The sequence below is a fragment of the Opitutaceae bacterium genome (assembly GCA_015075305.1).
Lineage (GTDB): Bacteria > Verrucomicrobiota > Verrucomicrobiia > Opitutales > Opitutaceae > UBA6669.
The window spans coordinates 219,813-234,528 of sequence record JABTUS010000010.1 but is presented as its reverse complement, the minus strand read 5'-3'; the positions used below and the strand labels follow the sequence as shown (position 1 = coordinate 234,528).

The following is a 14,716-nucleotide window of genomic DNA, read 5'->3' as shown; positions in this document are numbered from 1 at the left end:
CTCAGAACCAACTCCAACCATGTCTCAAGAAATTTCCTGCCTCTGGCTTGTTTGTATCACCCTGATTTTCACAGGCGCAAGTGCTCAAGTCCCATCAGCATCCAATCCAGCCGCATCAGCGCCGGAGAAGCCGATTTCTGGCGGCGGGATGGGGCCGTCCGAAAGCAAGCGTGACGCCCAATCGGATGCAGACAGCAGTCGCAGTGCAAACAGCGAAGTCGTGTCTTTAAGCCCTTTTGAAGTTTCCGCGTCGTCCGATGTTGGATACGAGGCGCGAGAGACCCTCGCAGGCACCAGGCTGAGCACATCCCTAAGGGACGTTGCCGGGCAGGTTACCGTCATGACCAAGGAGTTCTTGCAGGACTTGGCGATCACGGATCTAAACGATGCGCTTCAGTACTCGCTCAACATGCAGAGTGATTCCTCCATATTTGAGGCATCTGCAGCTGGCGTGGCCGGAGCGTACGCCTACGAATCCCCGCTAGGTGGAGTGGGTCCAACCACAGGTGGGAGGATGCGTGGCATCGGACCACCCAATCGGGGGCACGACTTCTTCGATTCAGTCGTTCCGATGGACACGTACAATACTGATCGATTCGACTTTGCAAGCGGGCCGAACTCCATCCTATTTGGCAATGGGCAGCCGTCAGGAACGATCAACGCCACCTTCAAGCGCGCTGGTTTGACACGTCCACATCATCTTGTGGAACTACGGCTTGATGATATCGGAAGTCGACGCATGGTGGTCGACTTGAATCAACCTATCAAGAAGGATGTGCTTGGCCTGCGGGTTGCAGCTCTTCGCAATAGAGGTGAAGGATGGAGAAAGCCATCCTTTGATCGCTCGAATCGTCTCTACGGAACGATCACATTCAAGCCCACTAAACAGATAAGCGTCAGAGCCTATTTTGAACGCGCCGATTTCTATTCGCAGACAGCGATGGACAGCCTTGCTACTGACCACGTGACACCGTGGATTGCAGCCGGACGACCACCGGCGGAAGCAACAGGCACGCGAGATCCCGTGTTTACCAATTATTCCGCCCCTGGTGGCGGTGCCCGATTTTATTATAATTTCGATCCGCTTCGGACCGCACCCGCATTTGTAGATTTGAAAATCGCGCCTTTTCCAAATCCTAGTCCTGCAAAGCTTCCGTTCGCAGTAGTGCGGGGCATGACCAGTTGCTCGGGACGCCGGCTGCCTATGCGTTCGAGCATAGCATCATGGATGATGCCGTCTTTCCATTTGATGTGAATTATCAAGGCAATGCCAATCAGGCAAAGAATAAAACCGACATTGGCGGGGTAATCATCGAGTTGAATCCATTCCGAAACTTATTTGTGGAGGCCGGATATAACAAGGAATCCTATAATCAACGTGCCGTTCGCAGTGTCAATTTTGGCAGCGCTGATCTTTATGCCGATGCCAACCGGTTTCTCAGGGATGGGGTGACCCCAAATCCCTATTTTGGCCGATACTATTTTCAGACGGGTGATGTGTATGCCGCCAGGACGCTGGCATACCGAGATCAGCGCCGCCTGTCGCTTTCTTATGAACTAAACTTGATGGACAGACCTGGGTGGTTGAGGTGGGTGGGGCGGCATCGCGCGGCACTGCTATTCGATCGCAGAGATGCGAGCACCTTCAATCAGAGATCGGATTATAAGTACATAAATCCGCCATCCGTGCCTGCCGGTACGCCGGCGGTTTCCCGGGCGTTCAATTTCAGCTATTACATCGATCCTAAGGACAAGTCTGGAATGGCCATACAATTTCCCATTGATCTGATAGAAGAAGGCCCTCACACACTGCCTGGAACCAGCCTGGAAGTTATGGGATGGGATCCTGCGGGGGCGACAAATCCGGCATTCGCCAATCGCAGTATTACCAAGTCCGGTGCCATTGCGTGGCAGGGTTACCTCCTTGGAGGAAACCTGATCCTGGGCTGGGGCAAGCGCAGAGATGATGTTGAGGCGTTTGATGTCGGAGGCAACAAGTTGCGTGATCTGTTATTGATCGAGAATGATCCACAGTGGACAAGGATAACCGGAAAGACACCCGAAACCGACATGAAGAGTGCAATCCTTCGATCGCCTTGGGGATGGCTGCCTGCATCAATATTTTATACGAAGTCGAGTTCACAGCAAATTCCCAGTTTCATCCGAAAAGACTTTGATGGCTCGATTGCTCCCATCGGCGGTGGACGAGGAGAAGAGTACGGGATTGCCATCACAACGCCGGGGAACAGGGTTGGAATCAGGCTTTCGCGTTATGAAAATAATGGTACCGGCAATGTTTCGAATCTTCGTGTCCTTAGTCCGCTTCCAAGTCCGGGTGGAAACTACGGCCAGTTCGTGCGTCACAATACCATTGATCTCGAATATAATGCGATGACGAGAATGATTGCGCGCGGGCAGGATCCCTATGTTGAAAAGTATCGTGCCTTTCAGCAGGCCATACTTGAGAATACGCCACCTGGCCAGCGGCCTGCCAACCAAGGAGCGACAACAGATGTCTTTGACTTTCTATCAGATACGCACTCAGTTGGTTATGAGCTTACTTTGGTGGGCAACTTGACAAGAAATTGGCGTATCTCGATCTCGGCGTCGAGAAGTTCAGCAAAAGAAAGCAATATCGGGCGAAACTATCTTGAATTCATAAAAGCACGTATTCCCATATGGATTGATCAGGGGACAAGCCCCTCCAATCCAAACTATTATGGCGACAAGCCTGTGTACTGGCCAATTGGTACAAAGATAACCGCGATGGAGGCTGTTCAGGCGAGCATTGTAAATTATGACTGGGTGTATCGGCAGGAGGGTCGAAGCATCATCAATGAGCGTGAGTATCGAATCAATGTGACGACGCGCTATGGCTTTTCGAGAGGCTGGTTGAAAGGAACGTATATTGGTGCGAATTACAATTGGCAAAGTCCTGTTGTGATTGGATACAAATGGTCGTTGCCGGCCACCCCCAATGCGTTTTCAATACCTGGAGTGTTGGAGACTCCTTCCCCGCTTGGACCGGACTTGGATCAACCTATTCGTGGCAAGCCATTGGTCACCTTCGATGGGTTTGGCGGTTATGGCAGGAAGATCTTTCGTGAGAGGATTCAGTGGCGTTTGCAGCTGAATATAAGAAACCTTCTCGACAACACTGACCTCATTGGTCAGCGGGCTGATCCCGACGGAAAGATAGTCGTCGCCAACGCGAAAGCCCCTCGTGCCTTCATTCTGACGAACTCATTTGAATTCTAATCATGAGGGGAAAGCGCTAAGGGAATGCGCTAAGGAGCGGTCCTTACTTCCAACCTTCGATCACCTTGCACCTGCCTTGGAACAAATGCCCGTTCTCCTTCCTAAACCGGTCGCACCTCGCCGAAAAAGGCGGTTTGCAGCCACTGCATTCCCGATCCCAGATTTCCCGCAGCGTGTCGACCGCGAGGTGACAAAGGTTTCCTGTCACAACCCAGCCGTGCACCACCCGCCCCACCCTGATCACCGCAGCCGCCTGATTCCATGACCAGTCTGCGGCGGATGGTTCACAGCTCAATCGACCGCGTAAACCTCGATCATGCCCTCGCCCGTGGCACCATTGTTTCCCGTGAGCTGCACCGTGTAGCTGCCCGGCGAAAGCGTGACGACGAGTGCGGCGTCCTTGCTCCCCTCGGGCAACGTGAACGCGCCCGCTTTGGCAAACACCCCGGCCTGCGATGAGTCCCATGAATCGTTCCCGCCAATTTTAGTGGCGCCGGAATAGAGTTCGAGCTTCGGATCCGCAAGCACGCCCGTCACGCCGTACTTCGCCAGCGTCGGACCGATGCCGCGAATAAGCACGGTTCTGGGAGCCTCGCCTGAAAGCGTGAAGCCAGCCACGAGCGCATCGGCACCTTCACCGACCCGATTGCGGGCGGACAGATTGACCAGTCTCGCATTGCCCGCGTTCGGCATCTCGTAAGCCTCGACCAGAACGCTGCCGGCCTCCACAGCCGAAACCTGCACCGTCCCGCCTCCCTCGATCGACCGCACCAGAGCCGCGTCAAGACTGCCGGCCGGCAGGGCAAACGCGCCGGCGGAAAGGACTGCCTGACTCAGCGCGGTTGAGCCACCCCAGTTCTCATTCGAATCAATGAGAATTCCGTCCTTGTAGACCGCGAGTGACGGATCCGGCATAGCGCCGGAAACCCCAAACGCCGACAAGGTTGGCCCGACCGCCCGAAGCAGTACCGGCAGCGGGCCGCCCGCCGCCGTCAGACCAACCACCAGCGTCTGCTGCTTCGCGAGAGTGGTGCGCACCGAGAGATTGCAGAGGCGGGCAGGCGCCGGTGCCACGACGGTCAGTTGTCCTACAAAAGTGGATACACTGCCGACGGCATTGCTGATCATGACCGTGTAGGCGCCGGCGTCACCGACTTTCACCGACTCCAGAACCAGGCTCGGCCCGGCCTCCCCGTCCACAACCAAACCGTCACGCTTCCACAGGTAGGTGAACGGACCCGTGCCCTTCGCCACAACGGAAAACGATGCCTGCGATCCCACCATTGCCGAAGGCCCGCCTGCCACGCTGACTATTGAAGGCGCAACACCCATGGCGAATCCCGCGGGTGATCCGTATCCCTGCTGCGCGCCCTCAATGTCATCCGCAGTCAGGTGATCGGTGTCGCTCATGGCGCTGTTCATCACCGAAACCTTGTTCTGGCCCGAATCATCCGGATGCCCCAAACCCAAGACATGCCCGAACTCGTGAAGCGCGAGACGCTTGAAATCGAACCAGGGTCCCGCCGAACCCAGCGCACCGCGATAGGAATTCATGGGGGCCGCGCTGTTGAAAAGCACGTCACTCTCCGCCCGCCGCGCACCTCCCGCACCCTGTGTCACCGTGATCGTCATCCCGACGACACCACTGCCCCAGGCTTCGCCATAAACTGTCGGACTGAAGAAGACATTGTTCACGCCATTCTGTCTTCCCACCGGAGCTGTGGAGTCCATCACAGCGACAAACTGCGAGCGGGAGATCACCGCATTCCACTCGTCAAGCGCCTGGCGGGCAACCTGCCCCCACGATGTCGATCCATCGGCCAGCGGCTTGGAAAGCGGCGTAGCGTCCAGACTGATGTGCATCGTGATCGGTCCTGAGTCCCAGCGGCGCGAATCCATCACAAACGCATCCGCAGGTCGCAGAACACCGCAAAACACGAGCACCGCAGCAATCAAACCCGGCAGGCGCCGCATGTCTTCAATTCGTGCCGCCATGGGAAACTTCATTCCTGATCGCCGCCTCAAATTCACTCGCGGACATCCCACCGCCCGAGTTTGGCCGGAACGCCGGACGCCCCGCCTGCGTGAACGGGAGCGCCACATCCTCAATCGACGCAAGAGGCTGATGATTTCCCCGAACGACCCGCTCCATTCCGCTCGCGGCATCAATCTCCAGCGGATAACTGCCGTGCATCACACCCACCAGGGGACAAAAGGACTGGTTGTTCCCGGCGATGAACAGGATGTAGGTCCGGCCGACTTCAAATTCAGGCATGTCAGCCACCTGCATGGAAACATCGCCAACCCGTCCTCCCAGGAGTCTCAGGTTGATCGTCGCCTGCCCGGCGCCCTTCAGCGTCCTGATCGTCTCCGCCTTCACATAGGTGTGGATCACAGGTCCGTGCGCTGACTGGTCCCACCGCACGGAAATCTCGACAATCCGCACGCGTGCAATCTGAGTCGATTCCGCCACGAGTTCAGGGAAGTCCGGAGGAATCACTGAGACGGCGCGAGCGGAGGGCAGCCATGCCACAAAAAGCCCAAGCGCCAGAAACCTCCCGAATCGGGGAAGATCAAAGGATGCCGGACATGGGAACATGTCCCTAGGTTACCCGCGCATTCCGAGAGCAGACATGGGGGATCTCCCTTAGACGCTGGCAGGAGTCAGCAATTTCACCCAGTCTCCTCGTGGCGATTAGGCATTGATGCGTGCCGACTTCCAGCAATGACCAGCCCGATCGATGACACTCCGACCGGAGATTACGCAGCCGGGGCGAATTGAGTAGTAGTTCGAACTTGGATGCGTGAAGCCTGCTTAGCGCCATCGGGTCGCTATCGGTGCAAGTACGCATTTCACGCGCTTCGCGCGAACCGGTCCCCAAAAGGCAACGAAGTTTTCCGGCGGGCGGGCTACCCAGACAATCCCGCGCGCCTGCGCCGGCCACGAGCGCGCCATTCGCGCCAGAATTCAAACACGATGGGAAGCACCGACAAAATGATGATCGCAAGAATCACCAGCTTGAAATTTCGCTGAACAAGCGGATGGGTCCCGAAGAAATAACCCGCGTACGTGAAAAAATATACCCAGACAAATCCTCCGGCAACATTGTAGGTGATGAACCGCCCGTAGGGCATGCGTCCAACACCCGCCACAAACGGCACGAATGTCCGAACGATCGGCACGAAGCGCGCGAGAATGATGGCCCGTCCGCCATAACGCAGAAAGAACTCATGCGCACGATCCAGGTGCTTCCTGCGAAGCAGAAAGGAATCCTCGCGCTTGAACACCGCCGGGCCAACCCGGGCCCCCACCCAGTAGTTGACCGTGTCTCCAATGACCGCGGCGGCGAAAAGCACCAGGGCGGCGAGATGCACATTCAACTGGCTCTCAACCGGCGCGCAAAGGGCGCCCGCGGCAAACAGCAGCGAATCTCCCGGCAGAAATGGCGTCACCACAAGCCCGGTCTCGGCAAACACGATCAGGAAGAGCACCGCGTATGTCCAAAGTCCGTAGTTCGCCACCACCTCTCTCAGGTGCTGATCAATGTGGAGAATGAAATCGATGAGTTTGCGAATGAGATCCATGATGGGCGGCCGGGCATGGGCGCACGACCGGCGGCACCAAGGCAGGAGGAAACAATGCCCGATTCAAGATGAACCGGTCCGTGCGGGAAAAACGGCGCCGTTGAGAACGGGAAGCCGGGAGAAATGCTCGCAGGGAATCCTTGCCGGCTTGCACCCCGCCACTTCCACGGCAGTTTGTTGTCTCAAGCTCATGAACGGTTACAGCACATCCAACGACCACCAGCCGCTCACCTACTGGGGCAGTGTGCCGCTCTACGCCGCACACATGATCGTCGTCGTCCTGGTGATCTCGATGATCGCAACCGCCTTGTTGAGTTTCTGGAATCAGACAGCCCTCCTCAGCCTGGCCGCCTTCGACAGCATGCGCGTGCTCAAGGGCGAGGTCTGGCGTGTCTTCACGTATGGGCTGGTAAATCCTCCATCGCTCTGGTTCGCGATCGACATGCTCATGATCATCTGGTTCGGACGTGAACTTGAAAAGTTCTTCGGTCGACGGCGGTTCCTCTGGATCTACACCGGCCTCTACCTGGCTCCCGCGCTCATCCTGACAATCACCGGAGCCTGGCTCCCCACCCGGTTTTCCGGACAAACGGGTGGACTGGGCCTCTTCATCGCCTTTGCGACACTGTATCCAAACGCGATGATGCTCGGCAATCTCCTCGCCAAATGGGTCGCCATCGTGCTCGTCGGTCTCTACGCTCTGATCGCCCTCTCCAGTCGCGACTGGGTCAGTCTGATCACGCTCACGACCACGGCCTCCTTCGCCTATGCATTCGTCCGGCATGCGCAGGGATTGCTCACAATCCCCTCAGTCCTTCCCGCCCGCAGACAACCCCGACTACGCGCGCTGCCGGATCTGCCGGAGCGGCCGGAAAAAACCGCCCCTCCGCGGGAGCCGCCGGCATCCATGGCCGAGGTCGATGCGCTGCTCGACAAGATCGCGACTTCGGGCATCGGCAGCCTCACTGCGAAGGAGCGGGCTGTTCTGGATTCCGCGCAGCAGACACTCAGGAAACGCCGGTCCCCGCGCGATTGACCCGCGTATCCAGCTTCTGGATGCACCACGACCCCGATGTTGGAGACCTGGTCCGCGATCGTAGGAGCGGCAGGGGTTCCGCTGCGCGCGTCCGGGAAATTGCTCCCCGGGGGAAGTCCGGATCCTTCCACCCCGGGGGTTGAAACGCGCCTGAATCAGGCGGCGCGCAAAAGTCCATTCAGGCGTTCGGCGATGCGACGGGCCCGCGCGGTGCATTTCTCCACCGCAGCGGCGTCAATCGCAGCCTGCCCCAGAAGGGAGTCGTTCATCTCCCAGGCATCCTGCTCGATCACCAGCCCCTTTCCAAGTCCGTTGGCAATCCACGATGCACAATGAAGCAGCGCGGTCATGCGACCGTTCATCGGATCGGCAGACGGGCGGAACTGGTACCGGATGGGATCGGTCAGGGTCATCGGGTAGTCCCAAAGTTGAAACACGCGGTTGATCGCCTCCGTGCTGGTCGCTCCCAAGGCCTCAACCTCCCAGGCCTCGATCCGCTCCCAGGTGCCGTGGCGTCCAATCAGCGGGGCGCAGGTCTTTTCGGATGCAATCCGCTGAAGCAAAAGCCGCCCGACGGGACGCAGCAGCCCCAGGGTGTAGCCGACGCGTCCATCCTCACCGGCCGTCTCGGCAAGATGGTCAAGGGCAACCGCCGTTGTCACCGAGTTCTCCCACAACTGGTCGCCGGAAACTCCGTAGACCGGCAGGCCGCCCGAGTAGAGCTGGGACGCCATCGCGGCTCCCACCAGCTGATACACCTCATAGATGCCAATGCGCTCGATCGCGCCATCGAGACTGACAATGTTGCCCCCGCGCGAAAAGAGCGGGCTGTTGCTTGCGCGGATTACGCGGGCGCTCAGGACCGGATCAAGGCGAACAACCGTGACCATCGCCTCAACGCTCACATCCGGATCCTTGATGGCGTTGCTCAACTGCTGGAAAATGCGGGGCGCAGCCGGCAGCTTCGCTGCTGCAGCCGTCAAACGGGCATCTGAAAGGGGCTCGACAGGCATGGAAAGGCACCCTGTCTATCGGCACATTCCCGAATGACTTTACGCCGGTGCTATCGCTCCGCCCGCTTCCTGAAAATCACCAGATGCTGCCGGGGCAGCGTTTCCACCGTCCTTGTGAAATCAAGGGGCTGGACCGCCATTTCCCGCCTGATCTGCGCCTCCGTCATCTTGTGCAGCGGCCTTATCGGCACATCCGGATCCTCCGCGCGATATTCCACAAACACGACGCGGCCGCGCGGCTTCAAACTCCGGCAGACCGCCGCCATCAGCTCCGCCGGGTGGCTCATCTCGTGATAGACATCGACCATGAGCACCAGATCCACGGGTTCCGGCAGCAGCGGGTCATCGACCGCACCAAGCACGGGAACAACGCTCGTGATCTTCTGCTCCGCCATGCTGGATGCGAGCAGCTTCAGCATCTCCGGCTGAATCTCGACACCATAGACGACGCCCGTCGGGCCGACCGCCCTTGCCAGACGCGAGCTGAAATAGCCCGTGCCGCAGCCCAGATCGGCGACACGATCACCCGGCTTCAAATCCAGCGACTCCATGACCAGGTCGGGGCGTTCCTGCTGATCACGTTCGGGCCGTTCGAGCCAAGGCGCCCCCACGTGCGACATGAAATGCGCAATCTCCCGGCCGAAATAGTACTTTCCAATGCCATCGCGCGTCCTGACACCAGTGCTGTAGCCATTGGCAGCCGGCCGGTTCGCCTCAGCCCGGGACGCAGACACGCATATTCCAAGCAAGCCGATCGCCGCCACGATCGAACGGCGGGAGCCAAGAATCTGCTGGTTCCTCTTCACCGCCGGATTGGATTCCCAACTGACCGCATGCAGCCAGCAGGCTTCAGTTTGCCAGAGAACGCGATCTCCGAATCAATCGTCCTGGCAGGCTATTCGTTGAACTCGTCAAATTTCCTGGCCGGCTCGGCGACCGGCGGCAGGGAACCGGGCTGAAGCTCACGCAGTCGCCGTTCCAGCTCACGCAGCTGCTCCTCGCGCTGTTCGAGCTCCACCTCACGCTCGAGCTGGGCCTGGCTTGTCTGCATCAGGCGGGCCTCGCTCTGCGAAAGAAACTTCTCACGCTCGGCGAGTGTCGCGTTTGTTTCGCTCAGCAGTGCATCCAGCCTCTCGCGCTCGGCCCGCAACTCCGCAAGCGTCGCCGCATCCGGAGCGGAAGCCGCCGCGGGAACTGGCGCAAGTCCGGCAGTGGGGGATGCCGGTGTCGCCATGACGGGAAGCGGAGTCATTGGCGAAATCGGATGACCCGGCTGCTGCGCGGGTGGAGGCAGGCTGCGACCCGGTATCTTCAGCGAAAGGGTTCTCGCGGGGGTCGGCGTGGACGGAGGTGCGGCCGATGCCGGATTTTGTTCCGGTTTTCGACCGGCGAAGCCCACGCGCAAACCGCCGCCAGGAGCGGGGGCCGAGGCCATTGCGGCCAGCGCAGCCGCCGGCAGCGGCATGGGCTCGGGCGCATACTCCGCGAGTTCTCCGGTTTCAATCCGCCGCTCGGTGTCTCCAAGAATTTCTTCAAGCCGGTCGGGCTCCAGTTGAACGAGCGCCGATTCACGCAGGGAATTCCAGACGTTCTCATGGTAGCTGGCCACACCGTAGCCACCGGCATAGGTTGCCAGGCGCGCCTGATTCTTGATCGCGGCATGTACCGTTGCGACAACATCCCCGGATTCCGCGATCAACTGCTTGACCGTGCGCGCCGCCTCCAGCGGCTTCACCGCCAGGAGTGAATCGGCCAGCGCACCCCAGTTTCGCTCCGGCTGGCGCTCGAGCGTCGTATTGCCGCTGCCTGCGCGCAGGCGCTGCGCCTCCGCCACCTTGTTGATGAAGCCGATCTCCCTGAGAATCGCCTTCGCCCGCTTCGATGTGTCCTGGATCATCTGCCGCCCGTCAAAATGGGCCCCGCAGATTTCATTCGGCACCATCGCCTCAAGCAGCGCGGGCAATTGCTCAAGCGCGCTGGAGTACAATTCAACCGCCTGCTCGAAGCGCTCAAGGATGCGCTGCCAGTCCACCGAGAATCGCGACGCCGACAACCCGTTCACATACTCCGGATCCATCTCGCGCAGGTAGTTTTCCAAGCTTCGCTCCACACACTGGTGAAGGACCGGAATCGTTGCATCCAGCTTCTTCGCGCCCGCCTCAAGGATCGCGATGTTTTCCTCACACTCCTTCAATTTCTCGCGGTGCTCCTTTCTGGCGTCCTGGCGCACAAACGAAAGCATCGGGCGTGCAGCAGCCATCGTGTCACGGCTGGACCGTGCCACATCAACCGCCTCGGCAATGCGCCTGCGGCTCAACGTAAACGCAGCTTCGCGCACCAGCAGGTCCTGCAGTGCGGCGGGAACGGTGTTCTTGTTGCTCAACTTCCACTCACCCGACAGCATATCATCCTTGCCAGTTCGGTTCAGGGATCACGAAATTTCACTCATAAGGTTTATCAGTCAGTTGCACCCGGTCTTATCGTCACGTTCGGCCTCCAGGCATCGGCCAGTTTCAATGAATTGAGGAATCAAAGCCGGGTTTTGAGCCAGACACTTGCGAACACAGTGCGTCGGAGTCGAATCTCACAACAGATTTACCCGACATCCTAGTGTTTGAAACTCCATATTAATGGCACGGGAAAACGATCCGCGGGCCTGGCTTGTGGACTCGGCAGCGTTCAAGATTTGCAAGGTTGATGGCAAACTGGCTTCTTTGCCAGGGTACTCCCCATGCAACGCACGCTTGTCAAGGACGCCCTCCACTCCCCGGCCCAGATCGAAGCCATTCTGCTTCAGGGATGGGTGCGAACGCGGCGGGACGCCAGGGCATTCTCATTCCTCGAGATCAACGATGGATCCTGCCTGAAGAGCCTCCAGGTCATTGTTGATGCATCGCTCCCTGGTTACGACCAGATCGCCCGCGCGACAACCGGCGCTTCGATCGAGGTGCGCGGCCGTCTTGTCCCTTCCCAGGGACAGGGACAGCAATGGGAGGTTGTCGCATCCTCCTTTGCAATTCTGGGTGAGGCTGACTCCACCTATCCGCTGCAAAAGAAAGGGCACACGCTGGAGTTTCTTCGCGACATCGCCCACCTGCGTCCGCGGTCGAATCTTTTCGGTGCAGTCTTCCGCGTGAGAAGCCGGCTTGCCTACGCCATTCACCAGTTTTTCCAGGAGAGGTCGTTCGTCTACGTGCACACACCGATCATCACCGCGAGCGATTGCGAGGGCGCGGGAGAGCTCTTTCGTGTCACCACGCTCGATCCACAGAACCCGCCCGCGAACCCCGATCACACCGTCGATTTCTCCAAGGACTTTTTTGCGAAAAGAACCTACCTCACGGTGTCAGGTCAGCTGGAGGCCGAGGTCTTTGCGTGCGCATTGTCCAATGTCTACACGTTTGGTCCGACTTTCCGCGCCGAGAATTCCCACACATCCCGTCACGCCTCGGAGTTCTGGATGATAGAGCCGGAAATGGCGTTCTGCGGACTCGACGGCAACATGGACCTGGCTGAGGAGTTCGTGAAACACCTCATCCGTGATGCGCTAACCCACTGCGCGCCCGACCTCGAGTTTTTCGGCAAGTTTGTGGACAAGGACCTGCTGTCGCGCCTTGATTTCGTTCTGCAGCGACCGTTTCAGCGCTGCACTTACACCGAGGCAATCGACATCCTCGCCCGCAGCGGGCGAACCTGGGAGCATTCCGTCTCCTGGGGCTCGAACCTGCAGTCAGAGCACGAGCGTTATCTCGCGGAAGAGCATTTCAAGTGTCCGGTGACGCTCTACGATTATCCACGCACCCTGAAGCCCTTCTACATGCGGGTGAATGATGACGGCAGGACCGTCCGCGCCATGGACCTCCTTGTGCCCGGTATTGGCGAGATCATCGGAGGAAGCCAGCGCGAGGAGCGCCTCGAGGTTCTTCGGGAGAACATGGAGCGGCACCATCTCTCAGAAAAGGAATACTCCTGGTACGTCGATCTTCGTCGCTACGGTTCTGTGCCGCACTCCGGATTTGGGCTGGGATTCGAACGCATGCTCATGTTCGTCACTGGCGTGGCCAATATCCGCGACGTCATTCCCTTCGCCCGCACCCCGGGCAGCGCGGGCTTTTGATCAGGCGCCCCAAGGTTCAGCTCTGAATCTCCGCGCGCAAGCGAATGGCGCGAGCCTGCGATCGTTCAACGTTTTGGTAAATTTTGGGCGCACCCGGGTCGATAAGGAACAGTCCTCATGTCGGCAACGCCGAGAATTTCTACAAGACCTTCGATACCAGACAGACTTCAGGATCTTCTGGTGCGGGAGGCGGCTTTTACCTTGTGCCGAAGCCGAATAGAGAGCGCGCTTCAGGTCGCGCAGGAGCAAAAAACTGCTGCCAAGGCGGGCCGCCCCCTGCTCGCCTTTCTATTCAAGGACTCAAAGAAGGAGGTGCAGCGCCGCGAGATGGTTGAAAACGTCTCCGTTCTAGCGGAAGGACTCCGGAACATCGATGAAGCCACCCCCGTTCTGCAGGCATGCATCGAGCGCACCTTGGAAATCTACCTGCGCGAGCACGACCAGGAGTACGCAAACGGTCTCGCAGCGTCCCGGTTCCTCGATGACTGGAAACGGCTGCTCGCACGATTCGATGAATCGGTCATGAATTTTGTGGCGCAACTCAACTCCCTGAAGGACACGTTCGAAGCCCTGCCCCACTCGGATCCGTGCGGCTCAAACTCCGAAGCGCGAAGAAAGATTGACGTCCTGGTTGCAACCGCGCGGGCCATTCAGGACGACATATCGTTCGTCAACAAGATCGCGGATGCCCAGCGAATCCGGGCGGGCTCCGAAGCCATCACTCTTTACCGCCAGCCGGAGCGGAATTGGAAAAGCACCGCTCATTCGCTGCAGTTCACGATGCCTGGTCCCGCTATCGCCACCGTCATCCTCCTCCTGAATGAATCCCGCGACCTCGCCGAAAAGGTCCGAAGCGCCATCCAGGGGGAATGTCAGCTGGCTTCCTATGTCACGCAGTACGGTGTGGCCAGCTATCATCAACGCGTATGGGCATCACTCCGCGAAGCGACACTCCTTCGCATCGATCCCGCGTCGATCGAGGGAATTCTGGCCGACACCGAGGAGAAACTGAAGCACGGCCTTCTAGACCCCGGCATCTTCTCGCGCACGGATCCGTCGGTTTCATCCGAAAAGGCTGCGGCGGTTCCGCAGAGCCGCGAAGCCCCGCCTCCCCCTCCCCCTCCCCCTCCCCCGCAACCGCGGCCCACAACTCCTTCGGAGAAGCCGGTCTCCCGAGCCGCACCCAAGCCGCCGGCGCCGCCTCCACCGGCGCCATCCCTGCGCCTGAATCGAAAGGGCGGCCCGGCTTCAGAGACACCCGCCAGTTCGCCCGAACCCGCGCCACCACCCGCCCCCCCGCACACAGGCAGCTGCGCCAGTCCGTTTGACGCAAAGGAAGCGGCCGACACCGTAGCAGACTTGGAGGCGGAACGCCTCCGCCTGGAGGAGATTCTTCAGGAAGAGCGCAAGGGACTCGAGCAGCGCGAGCAGTATCTCTCCCAGAGCGAGGAGCGTCTCCTTCAGAAAACGCAGGAGCAGATCGAACGGGAAATGGAGCTCGAGCAGCGTGAGGAGCAACTGCGCGATCTTGAAAAACGGCTCCGTGAAAAGCTAGGTCCCGGCGCGTTTTCCTTTCCGGCTCCCGCGATTGCCACAGCAACCACTGCGGGAGAACAAGCCTTCGACGAGTTCAAGGAGTAGCTGCTGTCGGAACAGGACTCGTCCCGAATTGCGCGCCGTGGCGGCGTCCCGTTTCAATCCCGGGTG

At 59.1% G+C, this 14,716-nt stretch carries 11 protein-coding genes; 5 read left to right on the top strand and 6 right to left on the bottom strand.

The window, feature by feature from the left end; all coding sequences use genetic code 11:
• Nucleotides 1–19 precede the first annotated feature (19 nt).
• Nucleotides 20–1,255 (top strand): hypothetical protein, encoded by a 1,236-nt coding sequence (locus HS122_18545; GenBank protein MBE7540393.1) that lies wholly within the window; start codon nt 20–22, stop codon nt 1,253–1,255.
• Entirely contained in the window at nt 1,225–3,258 is a 2,034-nt protein-coding gene (locus HS122_18540; GenBank protein ID MBE7540392.1) for a hypothetical protein, read from the top strand. Before HS122_18545 ends, HS122_18540 begins: the two co-directional genes overlap by 31 nt.
• 291 nt (nt 3,259–3,549) lie before the next feature.
• On the opposite strand, the gene HS122_18535 is transcribed toward HS122_18540, so the two are convergent.
• From HS122_18535 to HS122_18525, 3 genes are all read right to left on the bottom strand, one after another.
• Nucleotides 3,550–5,253 carry a matrixin family metalloprotease gene (locus HS122_18535; GenBank protein ID MBE7540391.1) on the bottom strand — a complete coding sequence of 568 codons (1,704 nt, stop codon included), beginning with the start codon at nt 5,251–5,253 and terminating at the stop codon, nt 3,550–3,552.
• Nucleotides 5,237–5,857, bottom strand: coding sequence for a hypothetical protein (locus tag HS122_18530; GenBank protein MBE7540390.1), 621 nt, complete (start codon nt 5,855–5,857; stop codon nt 5,237–5,239). The genes HS122_18535 and HS122_18530 overlap by 17 nt, the downstream gene beginning before the upstream one ends.
• 311 nt (nt 5,858–6,168) lie before the next feature.
• Nucleotides 6,169–6,843: a DedA family protein gene (locus HS122_18525; protein MBE7540389.1), complete on the bottom strand. Its 675-nt coding sequence runs from the start codon at nt 6,841–6,843 to the stop codon at nt 6,169–6,171.
• A 190-nt stretch (nt 6,844–7,033) separates the two neighbouring features.
• Between HS122_18525 and HS122_18520 the strand changes: the two genes are divergently transcribed.
• Nucleotides 7,034–7,879: a rhomboid family intramembrane serine protease gene (locus HS122_18520; protein ID MBE7540388.1), complete on the top strand. Its 846-nt coding sequence runs from the start codon at nt 7,034–7,036 to the stop codon at nt 7,877–7,879.
• Between the two features lie 155 nt (nt 7,880–8,034).
• Here the strand turns inward: HS122_18520 and HS122_18515 are convergent, their stop codons facing one another.
• The 3 genes from HS122_18515 to HS122_18505 all read right to left on the bottom strand — a co-directional run bounded on the left by HS122_18515 (nt 8,035) and on the right by HS122_18505 (nt 11,296).
• On the bottom strand, nt 8,035–8,892 hold the full coding sequence (locus tag HS122_18515; protein MBE7540387.1) for an HDOD domain-containing protein: 858 nt from the start codon (nt 8,890–8,892) through the stop codon (nt 8,035–8,037).
• A gap of 50 nt (nt 8,893–8,942) precedes the next feature.
• Complete coding sequence (locus HS122_18510; protein ID MBE7540386.1) at nt 8,943–9,659, bottom strand: class I SAM-dependent methyltransferase; 717 nt, start codon at nt 9,657–9,659, stop codon at nt 8,943–8,945.
• Between the two features lie 128 nt (nt 9,660–9,787).
• On the bottom strand, nt 9,788–11,296 hold the full coding sequence (locus HS122_18505; GenBank protein MBE7540385.1) for a hypothetical protein: 1,509 nt from the start codon (nt 11,294–11,296) through the stop codon (nt 9,788–9,790).
• Between the two features lie 327 nt (nt 11,297–11,623).
• On the opposite strand from HS122_18505, the gene asnS reads away from it, so the two are divergent.
• Nucleotides 11,624–13,009: an asparagine--tRNA ligase gene (gene asnS, locus HS122_18500; GenBank protein ID MBE7540384.1), complete on the top strand. Its 1,386-nt coding sequence runs from the start codon at nt 11,624–11,626 to the stop codon at nt 13,007–13,009.
• A 117-nt stretch (nt 13,010–13,126) separates the two neighbouring features.
• Nucleotides 13,127–14,650 (top strand): hypothetical protein, encoded by a 1,524-nt coding sequence (locus HS122_18495; protein MBE7540383.1) that lies wholly within the window; start codon nt 13,127–13,129, stop codon nt 14,648–14,650.
• Nucleotides 14,651–14,716: the final 66 nt, after the last annotated feature.

Coding starts and splice junctions, on each gene's coding strand:
- HS122_18545 (MBE7540393.1), top strand. CDS start 20: ATGTCTCAAGAAATTTCCTGCCTCTGGCTTGTTTGTATCACCCTGATT.
- HS122_18540 (MBE7540392.1), top strand. CDS start 1,225: ATGGATGATGCCGTCTTTCCATTTGATGTGAATTATCAAGGCAATGCC.
- HS122_18535 (MBE7540391.1), bottom strand. CDS start 5,253: ATGGCGGCACGAATTGAAGACATGCGGCGCCTGCCGGGTTTGATTGCT.
- HS122_18530 (MBE7540390.1), bottom strand. CDS start 5,857: ATGTTCCCATGTCCGGCATCCTTTGATCTTCCCCGATTCGGGAGGTTT.
- HS122_18525 (MBE7540389.1), bottom strand. CDS start 6,843: ATGGATCTCATTCGCAAACTCATCGATTTCATTCTCCACATTGATCAG.
- HS122_18520 (MBE7540388.1), top strand. CDS start 7,034: ATGAACGGTTACAGCACATCCAACGACCACCAGCCGCTCACCTACTGG.
- HS122_18515 (MBE7540387.1), bottom strand. CDS start 8,892: ATGCCTGTCGAGCCCCTTTCAGATGCCCGTTTGACGGCTGCAGCAGCG.
- HS122_18505 (MBE7540385.1), bottom strand. CDS start 11,296: ATGCTGTCGGGTGAGTGGAAGTTGAGCAACAAGAACACCGTTCCCGCC.
- asnS (MBE7540384.1), top strand. CDS start 11,624: ATGCAACGCACGCTTGTCAAGGACGCCCTCCACTCCCCGGCCCAGATC.
- HS122_18495 (MBE7540383.1), top strand. CDS start 13,127: ATGTCGGCAACGCCGAGAATTTCTACAAGACCTTCGATACCAGACAGA.